Here is a 14,162-nt window from a genome sequence, read left to right as displayed (position 1 = left end):
ATGGATCGCATCGACATCACCGAACGCGGCCGTCTCGCCGGCCACCTGATCCGCGGCGTCACGCACGCGCAGAAAACCTTTCGCCCGAGCGACTGGCCCGAGCGCCTCGCGGGCGTCATCACGCTGTTCGTCGGCGAACGGCGGCCCGGCTATCCGTGCGCGCTGTCGCGGCTCGCGATGCCGGTCGTCGATGGCGGCGCCAAATGCCTGTTCGTGTCGGACGAATTGCGCGATGTGTGTGCCGATGCGTTCGAGTTCGCGATGCGGTTTGCGGCGGACAATGATCTGCCGGTCGAGGTTCGGGGTGTGCCGGTGTTGGTGGTGCGATGACGCGCGGGCGGCGGCCGGCGCTCTAGGGCACTTCACCGAAGAGCGCTTCGAAACCGTTCTTGCACAGCCTGAGTAAATCCTCGGGCTCGATCTGTCGGTCAGGCCGCGGGATGTCCGCCGCTGCACGAATGGTGTCGTTCACTTCAGTGAAAAATGCGCCGACGCCCGCATCGATGGACCTGCGCTGAGCATCCGATAACGTGGGTTCGAGGCGCCTCCAGATCGGGACAAGCTCGTCCTCGATTGCGCCGCCAAAAAGGAGCATCGCATCGTGGATGTAAAGCACATCCTGAGCGCGCTTTTCCGGAATCCTGTCGTCACGAATCAGCAGCTTCTGGATCATGAAGCTCACCGGATTGGGAATACGCAGATCGACCAGCGCATCGCCACACCCAGACTCCTCGGCGGGAATCGTCACGAGCCATGGTTCGTGCAGCAGTATCTCGAGATGGCGCAGCTTCTGTGCGACAACACCGGCATTCGCCTCCGTTGCGTCCGGCTCCATCCGCCTCGTGGCCTTGTTGCGCCGCAAGGGGCTACCTGTCAGCGGCGTGAGAAATTCCGCGTAAAACCCGTTGGCTTGCTTGCCGAGGGTGTAACGCATCGCCGGTGGCTTGAACCCGCCGGCGAAATTCGGTTCCTCCTTGAAGCCCGCACTTTCGAGCGCCCTCTTGATATCTCCTTCGAGCACTTCGCGCTCTGCATACGCGACGTCGGCATCCTGCGTGAAGATTGGCTTGTGGTCGGGCTTCCAGGCACGCGGCTCATACGAATAGAGCCGAAAAGCCCAGCCTCCGATGAAAACGATCCTGGCTCGCCACGGCGCCAACGTCATCGCGAGATTGCTGAAGTCGGCCAATTCGCTCATGCACCTTCTCCAGTCACGTTCGCGAGCACGCCGTGCTCCAGTTCAGCGGCCTGCTCTGCCCCGCGCGCCGGGTGAGCGGAAACGTCGAGCCAGATCTGGATGATGTCCGTGACCGGCAACCCGTCGCGGTAGACGACGCCCCGCCCCAGTGATTGGGGAAAGCCAGGCTGTTGCAAGACGAGATCGGGGCGTTCGCCGTCTTTGGCCCGACGCAGCGGTCGCCAGTTTTCGGCTTCCATCAGACTAGGGACCCAGACGGTTGGCGGGACGCCGCTGACATGGCCGACGCCGAGTGCATCGGCCGCGGCAAAAAGGCCAAGCGTGCCGCCCTCATTTTTGAGCATCTTGCGTAACTGGACGTCCGGCGCGGCCGGCAAAAGAAACTTCATCGGCATTGCCGCTGCCGGCCTCTGGTATTCAGCCTTCCAGCGTTGTGCGAGTTTGCGCCGTTGCACGATCTTCAGGAACGGCTTCGTCTCGATGAAGCCTTCCTGTTTGAGTGCATGGACCAGCCGCGTCGCCGTCATGACCGAAACACCGGCTGCACGCGCGAGGTCGGTTGCCGTGGTGTATTGCCGGCCCTCCGCACCGATGAAATTCTCTCTCTTTATATCGATCGCGAGCAGGAGCTTCAGCATCCACTGGTTCAGATCCGAGAATGCCAGCCCCGACTGGATACTGCGACTGCTGCTGTAGGAGCGAGTCGCCTGACCCGGACGCTCGGAAATATCCAGTCCCGGAAACCGGACATATCGCGTTCCGTCGGCCGAGAGCACGGCGAAGGGCTCACCGCCGGCGAACTCGGCGTGAAAATCGGCCAATCGCTGGATGAGCGACGGCGGAGCACTACCAACCCAAATCAGAATCGCGGGCCGCATGTTCTGTCGTTTCGCGTATGCACGTGCCTCGAGGAGCGCCTGAGCAAATAGCGCGGTAACGCGATCGGCGCGTCCCTCGTTGAACGTCTTGAGGTTCGCGACGTACGTTTGGCCCTTGTCATTGCTCAGGATGAGATCCCCGACATGATCCGGTACCGCACTCTCCTCGACCACGCGCCAACCGTCTGCTTTCTCGAACAATGTCCGGAAAGCGTCGAGCGCAATGCGCGCCGGCATAGGATTTGGCAGCGTTTTCATATAAAACTCACTTGGCCAAGTGAAATCACTTGGGCGTGTTAAATTACATGGCCATGTTATGACCATCTCGAGCGCGCCGCAAGCGTCGCTCATTCGCCATCGCTCTCACACCGTTAATGTTGATATAGGGACTGAACACGGATGCAGACGAGTGGTGTGCGAATCGTCAGCCCTCTCAGTCCGACAAGGGTTTCCAGCCGAGTCATCAATAAAATTGATCGTCACGATGAAAATTATGCGTTTTCCTTGCAGCTCGCCGTGATGCATAGTTGCGTCGTGTTGACGCACCTTTGAGTTTCAGTCATGAACATGCGAATCGAGCCGTCCGTGCTCGCGAACCCCGACCTGCAATTTGCGACGCTTTCGTCAGGCATCAGCCTGCCGTATGTCGAGCGGGGCAGCGGCGCGCCGATGGTGTTCGTGCACGGTTCGCTGTGCGACTACCGTTACTGGGATCCGCAGCTCGCGTCGCTGTCGGCACACTACCGCTGCATCGCGCCGAGCCTGAGCCACTACTGGCCGGCCGTCGAAGCGGGCATCCAGGACGAGTTCAGCTGGCAGAACCACGTCGACGAGCTCGCTGAATTCATCGACGCGCTCGATCTCGGCGCCGTGCACCTCGTCGGTCATTCGCGCGGCGGCAGCGTCGCGTTCAACGTCGCGCGCCAGCATCCGCACCTCGTCGAGTCGCTGACGCTCGCCGATCCGGGCGGTCCGCTGCAACAGCCGGGCGTGCGCGAAGCCGCATTGCCCGCCGCCGCGATCGCGCTGCGCACGAAAGCCGTGAACCTGATCGAGCAAGGCGACGTAGAAGTCGGTCTCGAGATATTCGTCGATTCCGTGAGCCTGCCCGGCGCATGGAAGAAGAGCACGTCGCGGTTTCGCACGATGGCGATCGACAATGCAAGCACGCTGCCGAAGCAACTGCGCGATCCGCTGCCCGCGTATTCGGCCGAAACCGCAGGCGATATCGCCTGCCGCACGCTGCTGATCGACGGCCAGCGCAGCCCGAAGATGTTCCGAAACAACGTCGACACGCTGCAGCAGTGGATCGGCAACGCGCAGCGGCAGACCGTCGCCGGCGCATCGCACGGAATGAACGCGGCAAGCCCCGCGGTGTTCAACCGTTACGTGCACGAGTTCGTCGCCGCGTAACGTCGCGGGCGGCACGTGCGCCGCCCGTCTTTCCCGCTGTCGTCGCACTACCCGCGACCGAACCGAAACGACGTGCGCCGCCCGCATCGAATCGTTTCGCACCCCTCGGCGTCATGCCATCGATGCCGCCCCGACTCACACACGCCGCCAGGTAAGCATCGAGTAAGTATCGCGGCCTACAGTGGGTTCGCTTGCGCGATGCCATCGCGGCATCGAATCGCATCTCGGGAACCGCTCGCCAGATCAGACGAAAGGAGAACGCGTGATCAGCCGGCCAGCCATGAGGGACGTCTGCGCGATTGCGCCGAACGGAAGCCGCGTCAGTTGGCATCCGCCGCACAAGTGGACAAGGCAGCCCGTCGCACCGTCATTCGCCGCGGTCTCGATCGAGCACTACATCGCCGGCGCCACGGAAATCGTCGATCTGGAGACGACCGGCCCGATCCTGGGCATGTACCTGCAGGCGCCTGCGACACTCGAGCTGCGAACGAACAACGGCCGGTGGGCGCCGACCCGCGTTCACGGGCCGCTGGCTTATGTTCCACCCGGCTTCTCGTTTTCCGGCCGATGGTCCGATGAAATCGAGTGGATCAGCGTCCACTTCGAACCGTCATGGCTGGCGCGGACGGGGCTGCAAAGCGACGTCTGGTTCGCGTCGGCCGCGCTCCGGATGAACGTGATCGACGACCTGCTCGCGCAGATCGTCCGCAGCCTCCATGAAGACGCCGTCGCGGGGATGCCGCAGGGCCCGACCTATGCGGAAGCGCTCGGCACGGCCGCGCTGCATCGCATGCTGCACCTGGAGTCGCGGCCGCAGGCGAAGCAATATGCGCATGCGGGCATGATGCACAAGGCCGGCGAGTACATCAGGGACCATTTCCGCAGTCCACTGACGCTGATGATGGTGGCCGATGCGGTCGGCTACCCGGGCGATCTCTATTCGTTCATCCGGAGCTTCAGAAAAGCCAACGGACTGACGCCGCACCAGTACATCATCGAGAGCCGCCTTCAAGCCGCCCGCCGCCTGATCGAGCGCGGATCCTGCGACGTGACGGAAGCCGCGCTCGACTGCGGCTTCTCGTCGGCGAGCCACTTTTCGGCGACATTCCGCAAGCGGTGGGGCATGTCGCCCTCCGCACTCAAGCCGCGCACCGCGACCGCTACGCCAGTGGAAGCGAGAGAATCCACAGGCCGCTGATCGTCAATGCGATCGTCAGCACGAGCAGCGGCAACTGGCCGACGGTCGCTCTTCCGGCCGGACTGCCGCTCCGTACTGCAATCGCATGCGTGAGCATCACGCTCACGATGTGCCCGGCGAGAATCAGGAGAACCTGCGCATGCCAGATGTATCCGACGTCGATGAGCGCCTGGGCCGCCGACACCTGATCGGCCGCGGGCGCCACCGGCAGTAGATTCCACCCGAGCCCGAGCGGATCGGAGGCGAGCTGGACGATCTGCCGCCCCTCGCCCCAGAACAGCGTGAAGTAATGGCAGACGTTGTAGAAGAACGCGATCGGCAGCAGTATCAGGCAGAACTGCCGCGAGAACGGCGCTCCGCCCGACGGCGAACGCGAACTGATCGCGCCCAGCGTGCAACAGCCGCGGAACACCAGGTAGTACGCGATGCCGATGATCGCGAACGCCAGCCATTGCCAGGTCAGCAGGATGTCCGCTGAAAAAGCGTAGTGCCGGCCGAGCGACGGAAACAGATCGACGACGTGCGGATAGATGCTGCGCCAGAAAAACGCGTGCCACGTAGCCGTATCGCGCAAGCCGTCGTAGGCCGTCGACGACAGCATGAACGACAGAAAGGCGACGACGCTGGTATCCGCCGGCCCGTCGCACGACATGTCCGCAATCGGGTTTCTCGGTTCCACGATCACGTGACGACGCGCTGCCCGACGCCATTTCAGCGGCGACAGCTTCGCGCATAGTCTGCACAGCACGCCGAACGTATCGCCGTGGTCGAGCCAACGCTCGCGCCCGAAACAGAACGCACCGATCAGCGCATACGCGGCATACGCGACGAGGAACAGACCGACGTCCCGGGGGCGCCCTGCACCGAACAGCTCCAGCGCGATGAGCGCGATATAGCCGCCCAACGCGGGCCACGAGGCAAGATGTTGCGGATAACGATAGCGCCCGCGTTCCAGGACGGGAAAATAGCGCGCGGCGATCCGCAACAGCAGCGCAAACGGATTGGTGAATGTATAAACGTCGCCCAGTATCGCGCTGACATACAAAGCGCCCAGATAGAACCAGATCCAGAAGCCCGACATCGCCAGGTTCAGGAACGGATTCGCGGTTCCCGCGAGGCCGGCCAAGACCAGGAGCGCGACGAATACCGCACTCGCGATTTGCGCGGCGTTCACCAGAGAAACCGGGATTCGTATCGATTTCTTTCGGGATCCTGATCGACTTCCCGGCTCGGGTGCGCGCGTGCCCGACGCAAACGCCAGGATCATGAACGACACCATCAGCGTGCCCGTTGCGGCATACGCATACAACCACAACGGCACCGGAAGGTAGTACGGGATATTCCATGCGTGGGCGCTCGCGCAGGTCGGCATGCACAGCCCACTCCATGCGAGCCCAGAAGGCAGCCGTCCTTTTCTGCGCAATGCGGCACCTTCGAAGTGGCCGCTCGCGCGCGCCGATTGATGCACGATATCTTCACGCATTTCGACGTCCTCCCGATTAGTAGTCAGCCGACGAGACCCACCCCGTCACCTTCCAGCCGACTCCGTCGCGCTTCTCCGACACGATCCCCACGGTGTCGTACGGCGCGTCGAGCAATTTGATGAGTGCAACGGCGCGCGGGTTGCCGGCACTCGAGCGCGGTAGCGCAAATACCACGAAAGGCAGGACGGGGGACGGTTTCTCGCCTTCGACGATCAGCGGGAGCACGGCGTCGTTCAACGACCTGAACACCTCGAACGATGCGCGATTGCGCGCAGGTGCAGGTGCGGGCGAATGCGTCGTCGAATGCGGCAACCCTTCGACGGCCAGATAAGCGCCGTGATCCCTCAGTCTCCATCCGACGAGCGCGTTGACCAGTGCATCGTCGGGCTTCTTCCCGTGCTCGGCCGAAAGCGCGGGCAGCCAGCGCTTGTCGACCGGCGACGTCGTGACCCAGTCGCTGAGAAAGCGCGTGTAGAAATCGACGATGTCCTTGTCGACGCCAGCCTGCATCGCCGACGGCAGCAGTGCGGGCAGATCGCGCCGCCCGTGCCATCGGACGGCTTTCCACGCCGGCCCGTCGGGCAGGCTGATACCGTCGAGAAACGACGTATCCGCGATGCCGTTCGCGACGAACCAGTCCGACTTCGCGCGCTTCGTTCGCGCAGCGACGAAGCCGGGGAGCCGTTGCCGGACCTGATCCCAGGGTGCCGCCTGCCGCGCCGTTCCATCGATATTCGGATACCTGATCATCTGAAGATAGGTCGCCTGCGCCATTGCTTCCACGTCGGCCGCCCGACGCCAGGTCAGATCCGCCGCGTGGCTGGACGATGTGTGTCGATCGAGCGGCGCCGCCATCGCCAGACCGGCATCGCACGCGATGCCGTCACGGTTCCAGTCCGGAACGGACGGCACACCACGATGCGCCCACGAATCCTGCCAGCCATGGAGCGCGCGGCCGAATTCGCCGAGCATGAACGCGGCCTTGCCGCCGCCGGCCTTGCGGAGCGCCGCGTCGACGGGCGCGAGCGCAGCCGGCCCACCGGGTACGACCGTTCTTGCCTGTGCATCGGCCGGCACGCTGCGCGCGCCCGGATAGTGCCGAGCCTGCGCATCGACGGCATCGGGAACGAAGCGCGACAAGCACGCGTACTGCAACGGCGACGTCATGTACTCGATCGATCCTGCATCGATGCGTTGATCCGCGAGCGCAATGGCGTCGGCGTCGCGCGGCGCGAAGCCGGCCTGCCGTGCGAGCCACAGCGTGAGGCCGAAGTGCACGTCGGCCTCGAAACCGGCACACGTCAGCGGCATCGCGAGCGCAATCGCGCAAACCAGCAGACCACGGCGAAAGCGTATCAATTGCCGATCTCCGTCGCCTTCGTGCTTTCGGGGAACGGCCAACTGCCGTTCTCGAACGACAGCACGAGCATGCCGTTGTCCTGGCACGCGGTGGTCAGCAGACGGCGGTCGAAATCGAAATCGAGACGCGACGCGCACCAGTCCGGCCCGCCCGCACGGTACTGACCGAACATCAGATGCGCCGAGCCCGCGCCGGGCGACTTCACGGAAGCCGGGTTGTAGTACGCGATCTCCTTCGGCTTCGACGGATCGCGAATGTCGAAGACGCGAATGCCGGAGTTGAAGTAACTGCACGCGAGCGCGGTCGCGTTCTGCCGATTGTCGACGCTGCAGTAGTGCGCGCCGTACGTGAATGTGGTCAGGCCGGCGATATCGGGAATGACCTTGCTGCAGTTCGCGATCGCGTGCGTTTCGAGCCGGAGTTCCGACACCAGCCGCGGCGCAGCTTCGTTGGACATGTCGTAGATGTGCCCCATCGGGAACGGCGCCACGCCGGCATTGCACGCGGCCTTGACGGCCGTTGCGCCCGGATCCTGCAGCCCGCCCCCGCCGCCCTCGTCGACTTCGATCAGATACGGTTTTCCCGCCACAGCGAACGAGATCGTATGTTGCGCGACGCTGCCGTTCCGCACCGGCACGGTCGCGATCCGGTGCATCTGCGCATTGGGACGCCGGCTCTGCACTTCGCTGGTATCGACGACGAAAAAGCCGTTGTCGCCGGTCGCGTTCGCGTCGTTCAGCGGCGGCGCGCCCATGCCGACGGCCGCGCCGCCGTTCCCCGACGCGACGAAGTACGCACGCGTCCCGTCCTGGCTCACCGACAGCCCGTGCGAAAAGCTGCCCATGCCCAGATCCGACAGGCTGATCGCGGAAATCATCTTCGGCCGGGTCGGCACGGTCAGGTCGACCGCGTAGTAGCTTTTCGTGAAGGCGCCGCCGACGTAATAGGTCAGCCCGTCCGGCGAAAATCCGCCTTCGTGACCGAGCGACCGGGTGGTCGGTACGATGCCTCCGTCCGCGCCCGTGCCGACGGGCACGCTCGCCAGCAACTGCGGCCGCGTGCAATCCGAAGCAATGTCGTACAGGTCGATCTCCGGGCCGCCACCGCCGCCCAGGCCGTTGTCGGCGGCGAGGATCCCGCGCGCGACGTTCACGCGCAGCGACTCCCACGGATCGATCATCGACGTGGACGTCAGCGAGCTCACCCGCACTGGCTGCGCCGGGTTGGTGATGTCGATCACCGGCACGCCCGGGTTCACGCGCGGCGGCGCATCGGGATTGTTGAACAGCGCGCTCGCGCCCATCGTCGCGTGATAGAAGCAGGTCTGGCCTTTCCTGTCGGTATACGTGGCGGCCGACCACGACGCGCCTTCGCCCTGAACCTGGCTGACGCGCTTGAGGTTGCAGTTGAAGCCGCCGAAGCCGGCCTGGCGAAGCGCGGCCGGCACCTGCCCCTGCAGCGCGGTCTCGGGCATATCGCCCAGGCTGCAGCTCGGCACGCGCGGCACGACATAGTCGGCCACGGACACGCCGGATGTGGCCGCCGGCGTGTCGTCGGCTTCTCCGCCGCAGCCGGCCAGCACGAACATGCAGAGCGACAGCGCGAACGCTGCGCGAATCGGTGATTGCATCGTTGTCTCCTTCCGTCTTGTTTGTCGTGATGAAAATGCGCTGCGGTCACGGCCCCGGATAGATTTCGATCACGGCGACCTCGATCGTGTCGCCTGTCCGGCTGTGGAAATGCAGCGAGAAACGCCCGGTGATGCCGATCGGGAGAATGTCCAGCGACTGCGCACTGCCGGACGCGCATGCCGCCAACGCACCCGGTATTTCATGCACCATCAGGACGCCGGTTTCCCGCGCATGCACGTCGATATGCACCGGCATGCCTTCGCGAATCGCGATCACGGGTCGCGCCCATGGCGCCCCGTCGCGGTCCACGTAGACGGAGAAATGCCGTTGCTGCGGCGCAGCCGGCGATGCCCGTGACGCATGCCTCGCGACACCGTACGCCAGTAGCAGCGTCAACGCGATCGCGGTCCATGCCGGCGCCCGGCCGCGCGACGGCCGGCGTCCTGCCTCGATGCTCGTGCTTCGTTCCATCGGCACTCACGCCACGCGAGGTGGCCCCGTCAAACCGCCCGCCCATCGGGTGGATTCGATATCGATGGATGGTAGTGAGCGGTGCCGCGACGAGATATCGGCTTATTGCGGACTGTCGAGAAATTGCGTACCGAGTAACCCGAGTAACCCGAGTAACCGCGACGAATGGAGCGGCGCGCCGATGTCGTTTCGGCTGGTGGCGGGAAAGGGAACGGGAACCCGGCACGACGGCTTGCCGGGAAATCGCATCGCGGAAGGCGGCGGACGGCCTGTCAGCGGCACACGACGCGCCGACGTCTGAGCGCCGCCGCTGACGACAGCCCCCCGTCAACGTGCGCGTTTCGCCGCGCGCGGCCGTTTCCCGGTCGGGCCCCGGCGCGTCGCCGCCCCCGCGAACATCGTCATGTCGTGCAGCAGGCAGTTCAGCAACGTATCGGCCGCGACGCCGAGCGGCCGCCCCACCTTCACGAGCAGGCGCGCTTTCGCGGAATCGAACAACGGATGCGCAATCGGCAGCGCAACGAGCTCGCCGCTCTCGAGTTCGCGATACGCGGCGAATGCGCCGATCAACGTAATCCCGTCGTGGCGCTTCACGAAATGGCGCAACACCGCGAGGGAGTTGGTCGTCAGCGTCGGACGGATCGGCAGATTCTCCGTATAGGCGAGCATCTGCGCGACCTGACCGAGGCCGAACGCCGGCGGCATCAGTGCGAGCGGATACTCGCCGAGTTCGTGTGCGCGCACCGCGCCGCCACGCACCGCGAGCGGATGGCCGGCATGAACGAGCGCCACCACCGGCTGTGACGACGTGGCGAGATACGCGATCTCCGGATGGGCCGGCGGGTTGTACGCGAGCCCGATGTGCGCGCGGCTTTCCGCCACTTCCTGCAGCACGTTGTTGACCGGCAGGACGTCGACGATCACGTCGAGCTTCGGATAGCGCATGCAGAAATCGGTCAGCACCTCGTCCATCAGCACGTCGACATAACCCTCGCTGGTGACGATGCGCACCTGGCCGGATTGCAGCCGCCGCAACGCCTGCAGGCGCTCCTCGAACAATTCCTGCTGCGAGCGGCACCCGCGCCAGTACTCGAGCAGATGCGCGGCCGCCTCGGTCGGCCGCACGCCGCGCGCCTGCCGCTCGAACAGCTCGACGCCGATCTCCTCCTCGAGCAGGCGAATCTGCCGCGTGATCACGGACGGCGCGGTATTGATGCTGTCGGCCGCGCCGCGGATGGAGCCGTGCGTCAGCACCTCGTGGAAGTAGCGCAAGCGGCGCTGGTTGAGTTCGCGCATGGAGTGTCCCGTCTGCCTGATGGTCGCCCGGGCGGTTCGCCTGAGCGGTTCGCCATGTCGTTGCCCGTTGAGCAACATTAGATCACTTAAGTTGCTCTTGCTCTGCTTTTTCGGCTCTCCGACGATGCGGCAATCGGAACCCATCCCACAAGACGCTTACGCCACTGGAGAGAGACATGTCCGCCGTCCCATCCTCCCGCCGTTCGGCCACGCACGACAGCGCGCCGGTGCAGGCGCTGTACCGCAAACTGAACTGGCGCCTGCTGCCGCTGCTGTTGCTCTGCTACACGTTCGCGTATCTGGATCGCGTCAACATCGGCTTCGCGAAACTTCACATGCAAAGCGCGCTTGGCTTGTCCGACGCGGCGTATGGCCTCGGCGCGGGCATTTTCTTCCTCGGCTACGTGCTGTTCGAGATTCCGAGCAACCTGATACTGCCGCGTATCGGCGCGCGCAAGACGATCAGCCGGATCATGGTGCTGTGGGGGCTGACGTCCGCCGCCATGATGTTCGTGCACGACACCACGTCGTTCTACGTGCTGCGCTTTCTGCTCGGCGTGTTCGAGGCCGGCTTCGCGCCTGGCATGATCTTCTACCTGACCTACTGGTACGGCCCGCGCCGCATGGCTGGAGTGATGGCCGTCGTGATGCTGGCCGGGCCGATCGGCGGCATCGTCGGCTCGCCGCTGTCGACCTGGCTGATGACCGCCCTCGATGGCGCACACGGGCTGGCCGGCTGGCAATGGATGTTCGTCGCGGAAGGTTTGCCGTGTGCCGTGCTCGGCCTGCTAGTGCTGAAGATACTGGCCGATCGCCCCGACGATGCGGCGTGGCTGAGCGATCGCGAGAAAAGCCTGCTCGCCACCGAACTGCAGGCGCCTTCGGCCGGCCACCACGCGTTCGGGCAGGCGGCGCGCGACCCACGCGTCTACCTGCTGGCCTTCGCGTACTTCACGATGATCTGCGGAATCTATGCGGTCAGCTTCTGGCTGCCGTCGATTCTCAAGGCCAACGGCGTGACCGACACGATGCAGATCGGCTTCTATTCGATGATTCCGTATATCGGCGCCGCCTGCGCGATGCTCGTGATCGGCCGGTGCTCGGACCGGCGCGGCGAACGCCGCTGGCACAGCGCGGTGTCGGCGCTCGTCGGCGCGGCCGCACTGGCCGCCGCGACCTGGGCCGGCGGCAATCTCGCGATCTCGCTCGTCTGCATGACGATCGCCACGGCGCTGTTGTGGGCCGCCTACACGGTGTTCTGGGCCATCCCGTCGCAATACCTGACAGGCAACGCGGCCGCCGGCGGCATCGCGCTCATCAACACGATCGGCCTGCTTGGCGGCTTCCTCAGCCCGACGCTGATCGGCGAAATCCGCACCGCAACCGGCAGCATGCAGGCGGGGTTGCTCGTGATCGTCGTGCTGATGGTCGCGGGCGCCGTGGCGCTGATCATGAACCGCCTGCCCGCCGCGGCACGGTGACCGGTCGCGCCGCGACGGCACCGTATCGCCCCATGGACCACGCACAGCTGCCTGCTTTAATGGACTCAGTCTCATGACCCGACGCATTCTCGTTGCCGGTTTCCAGCATGAAACCAACACCTTCGCCCCCACCAAGGCCACCTATGCCAACTTCGAACGCGGCGAAGGGTTTCCCGCGCTGGTGCGCGGCGCCGACGTGCTCGCCCTGCGCGACGTCAACATTCCGGCCGGCGGCTTCATCAACGCGGCCGAGCGGCGCGGCTGGCGCTTGCTGCCGGTGATCTGGGCCGGCGCGAGCCCGTCGGCGCACGTCACCGAGGACGCCTTCGAACGCATCGCCGGCGAGATCGTCGAGGCGGCGCGACGCGGCGGCTGCGACGCGGTGTATCTCGACCTGCACGGCGCGATGGTCGCCGAGCATACGGACGACGGCGAAGGCACCTTGCTCGAGCGCGTCCGCGCCGCGGTCGGTCCGAACGTGCCGGTGGTCGCGTCGCTCGATCTGCACGCGAACGTGACCGACCTGATGCTGAGCCGCGCCGACGCGCTGCTGGCCTTTCGCACGTATCCGCACGTCGACATGGCGGAAAGCGGTGAACGCGCGGCCGCACTGCTCGAACGCCTGCTCGCTGGCCGCGGCCCGCTGCATCGCGCGGCGCGGCGGCTGCCGTTCCTGATCCCGATCAACGGCATGTGCACGCTGCTCGATCCCGCTCGCGCGATGTACGCGCGCCTCGCGGCGCTCGAAGCCGGCGGCGTGGTGTCGCTGTCGTTCGCACCGGGTTTCCCGGCCGCGGATTTCCCGGAATGCGGGCCGGTCATCTGGGGCTATGGCGACGCCGACGCGGTAGAGGCCGCCGTACAGACGCTGTACGACACGATGCTGGCCGACGAGGCGCAGTGGCAGGTGCCGTTCCTGTCGCCGGACGACGCCGTGCGCGAGGCAATGCTGCTCGCAGTGGACGCAAGCAAACCAGTCGTGATCGCCGACACGCAGGACAACCCGGGCGCGGGCGGCGATTCGAATACGACGGGCCTGCTTCGCGCGCTGCTGCGTCATGGCGCGCAGGACGCAGCGCTCGGCCTGCTGTGGGACCCGGCGGCGGTGGCCGCGGCGTGGCGCGCAGGGGTCGGCGCGCGCGTCGACCTGTCGCTCGGCGGTTCGGGCGTCCCCGGCGACGAGCCGCTTCGCGCGTGCTTCGAGGTCGTCGCGCTGTCCGACGGAATCTGCCGCTACGACGGCCCGATGATGAACGGCATGCAGGCCGATGTCGGGCCGGTCGCCTGCCTGCGGATCGACGGCGTGCGGATCGTCGTGAGCACCGGCAAGGCGCAGATGCTCGACCGCAATCTGTATCGGGTGGGTGGCGTCGAGCCGGAAGCGATGAAGATCCTCGTCAACAAGAGCTCGGTGCACTTCCGCGCCGATTTCCAGGACATCGCGCATGCGGTGCTGGTCGCCAAGGCGCCGGGACCGATGCAGGCCGATCCGGCCGACCTGCCGTGGACCCGGCTCGCGCGCGGAATGCGAATGAGGCCGATGGGGAATGCGTTCGGCGGCGCGTAATGCGGTGGCGTGGTGGCGTGGTGGCGCGCGACCGGTTTCGCTCGGATGCGGCTACGGTGTCACGCGGTGCCGTCCTGCCTGCAGGCTGATCGTCGTCATCCATCGACGGTGCGCGTGGCGGGACGCCGCCGCACCGTCGGAAGGTGCGGGGCGGAACTGACCGTTAGTTGCAAAAAGCAGTCAAT

The 14,162-nt window shown here is 65.4% G+C and carries 12 protein-coding genes; 5 read left to right on the top strand and 7 right to left on the bottom strand.

Features of this window, described 5'->3' with window-relative positions; all coding sequences use genetic code 11:
* Positions 1–330, top strand: coding sequence for a DUF3579 domain-containing protein (locus HWX09_RS11520; RefSeq protein WP_027781529.1), 330 nt, complete (start codon positions 1–3; stop codon positions 328–330).
* 22 nt (positions 331–352) lie between these two features.
* On the opposite strand, the gene HWX09_RS11515 is transcribed toward HWX09_RS11520, so the two are convergent.
* Positions 353–1,198, bottom strand: a complete 846-nt coding sequence (locus HWX09_RS11515; protein ID WP_027781530.1) for a GSU2403 family nucleotidyltransferase fold protein — start codon at positions 1,196–1,198, stop codon at positions 353–355.
* Positions 1,195–2,334, bottom strand: coding sequence for a helix-turn-helix domain-containing protein (locus tag HWX09_RS11510; RefSeq protein ID WP_027781531.1), 1,140 nt, complete (start codon positions 2,332–2,334; stop codon positions 1,195–1,197). The genes HWX09_RS11515 and HWX09_RS11510 overlap by 4 nt, the downstream gene beginning before the upstream one ends.
* A gap of 303 nt (positions 2,335–2,637) precedes the next feature.
* Between HWX09_RS11510 and HWX09_RS11505 the strand changes: the two genes are divergently transcribed.
* Positions 2,638–3,489: an alpha/beta hydrolase gene (locus HWX09_RS11505; protein WP_027781532.1), complete on the top strand. Its 852-nt coding sequence runs from the start codon at positions 2,638–2,640 to the stop codon at positions 3,487–3,489.
* A gap of 262 nt (positions 3,490–3,751) precedes the next feature.
* Positions 3,752–4,687 (top strand): AraC family transcriptional regulator, encoded by a 936-nt coding sequence (locus tag HWX09_RS11500; protein ID WP_027781533.1) that lies wholly within the window; start codon positions 3,752–3,754, stop codon positions 4,685–4,687.
* On the opposite strand, the gene HWX09_RS11495 is transcribed toward HWX09_RS11500, so the two are convergent.
* From HWX09_RS11495 to HWX09_RS11475, 5 genes are all read right to left on the bottom strand, one after another.
* Positions 4,650–6,170 carry a hypothetical protein gene (locus tag HWX09_RS11495; RefSeq protein ID WP_027781534.1) on the bottom strand — a complete coding sequence of 507 codons (1,521 nt, stop codon included), beginning with the start codon at positions 6,168–6,170 and terminating at the stop codon, positions 4,650–4,652. The two genes, HWX09_RS11500 and HWX09_RS11495, sit on opposite strands and share 38 nt — an antisense overlap.
* Positions 6,171–6,186: 16 nt before the next feature.
* Positions 6,187–7,530, bottom strand: coding sequence for a DUF6765 family protein (locus HWX09_RS11490; RefSeq protein WP_230469044.1), 1,344 nt, complete (start codon positions 7,528–7,530; stop codon positions 6,187–6,189).
* Positions 7,527–9,161, bottom strand: coding sequence for a hypothetical protein (locus tag HWX09_RS11485; RefSeq protein WP_027781536.1), 1,635 nt, complete (start codon positions 9,159–9,161; stop codon positions 7,527–7,529). The genes HWX09_RS11490 and HWX09_RS11485 overlap by 4 nt, the downstream gene beginning before the upstream one ends.
* A 46-nt stretch (positions 9,162–9,207) precedes the next feature.
* Complete coding sequence (locus tag HWX09_RS33595; protein WP_234015457.1) at positions 9,208–9,411, bottom strand: hypothetical protein; 204 nt, start codon at positions 9,409–9,411, stop codon at positions 9,208–9,210.
* Positions 9,412–9,960: 549 nt separating this feature from the next.
* A complete protein-coding gene (locus HWX09_RS11475) occupies positions 9,961–10,929 on the bottom strand; it encodes a LysR family transcriptional regulator (RefSeq protein WP_027781538.1) in 969 nt (322 codons plus the stop codon).
* Between the two features lie 176 nt (positions 10,930–11,105).
* Here HWX09_RS11475 and HWX09_RS11470 point away from each other — a divergent pair, with 176 nt between their 5' ends.
* Both HWX09_RS11470 and HWX09_RS11465 read left to right on the top strand, forming a co-directional pair.
* Positions 11,106–12,410 carry an MFS transporter gene (locus tag HWX09_RS11470; protein ID WP_027781539.1) on the top strand — a complete coding sequence of 435 codons (1,305 nt, stop codon included), beginning with the start codon at positions 11,106–11,108 and terminating at the stop codon, positions 12,408–12,410.
* Positions 12,411–12,483: 73 nt separating this feature from the next.
* Positions 12,484–13,977 (top strand): M81 family metallopeptidase, encoded by a 1,494-nt coding sequence (locus HWX09_RS11465; protein ID WP_027781540.1) that lies wholly within the window; start codon positions 12,484–12,486, stop codon positions 13,975–13,977.
* Positions 13,978–14,162: the final 185 nt, after the last annotated feature.

Origin of the sequence: Burkholderia sp. BCC1208 (assembly GCF_902833095.1) — a bacterium.
Taxonomy (GTDB): domain Bacteria; phylum Pseudomonadota; class Gammaproteobacteria; order Burkholderiales; family Burkholderiaceae; genus Burkholderia.
The sequence above is the reverse complement of the archived record's forward strand: the minus strand, read 5'-3'. Positions and strand labels throughout refer to the sequence as shown.

What these genes read in the sequence shown, in the direction of transcription:
- HWX09_RS11495 (WP_027781534.1), bottom strand. Translation starts at nt 6,170, where the DNA reads ATGCGTGAAGATATCGTGCATCAATCGGCGCGCGCGAGCGGCCACTTC.
- HWX09_RS11505 (WP_027781532.1), top strand. Translation starts at nt 2,638, where the DNA reads ATGAACATGCGAATCGAGCCGTCCGTGCTCGCGAACCCCGACCTGCAA.
- HWX09_RS11465 (WP_027781540.1), top strand. Translation starts at nt 12,484, where the DNA reads ATGACCCGACGCATTCTCGTTGCCGGTTTCCAGCATGAAACCAACACC.
- HWX09_RS11470 (WP_027781539.1), top strand. Translation starts at nt 11,106, where the DNA reads ATGTCCGCCGTCCCATCCTCCCGCCGTTCGGCCACGCACGACAGCGCG.
- HWX09_RS11485 (WP_027781536.1), bottom strand. Translation starts at nt 9,161, where the DNA reads ATGCAATCACCGATTCGCGCAGCGTTCGCGCTGTCGCTCTGCATGTTC.
- HWX09_RS11515 (WP_027781530.1), bottom strand. Translation starts at nt 1,198, where the DNA reads ATGAGCGAATTGGCCGACTTCAGCAATCTCGCGATGACGTTGGCGCCG.
- HWX09_RS11520 (WP_027781529.1), top strand. Translation starts at nt 1, where the DNA reads ATGGATCGCATCGACATCACCGAACGCGGCCGTCTCGCCGGCCACCTG.
- HWX09_RS11475 (WP_027781538.1), bottom strand. Translation starts at nt 10,929, where the DNA reads ATGCGCGAACTCAACCAGCGCCGCTTGCGCTACTTCCACGAGGTGCTG.
- HWX09_RS11510 (WP_027781531.1), bottom strand. Translation starts at nt 2,334, where the DNA reads ATGAAAACGCTGCCAAATCCTATGCCGGCGCGCATTGCGCTCGACGCT.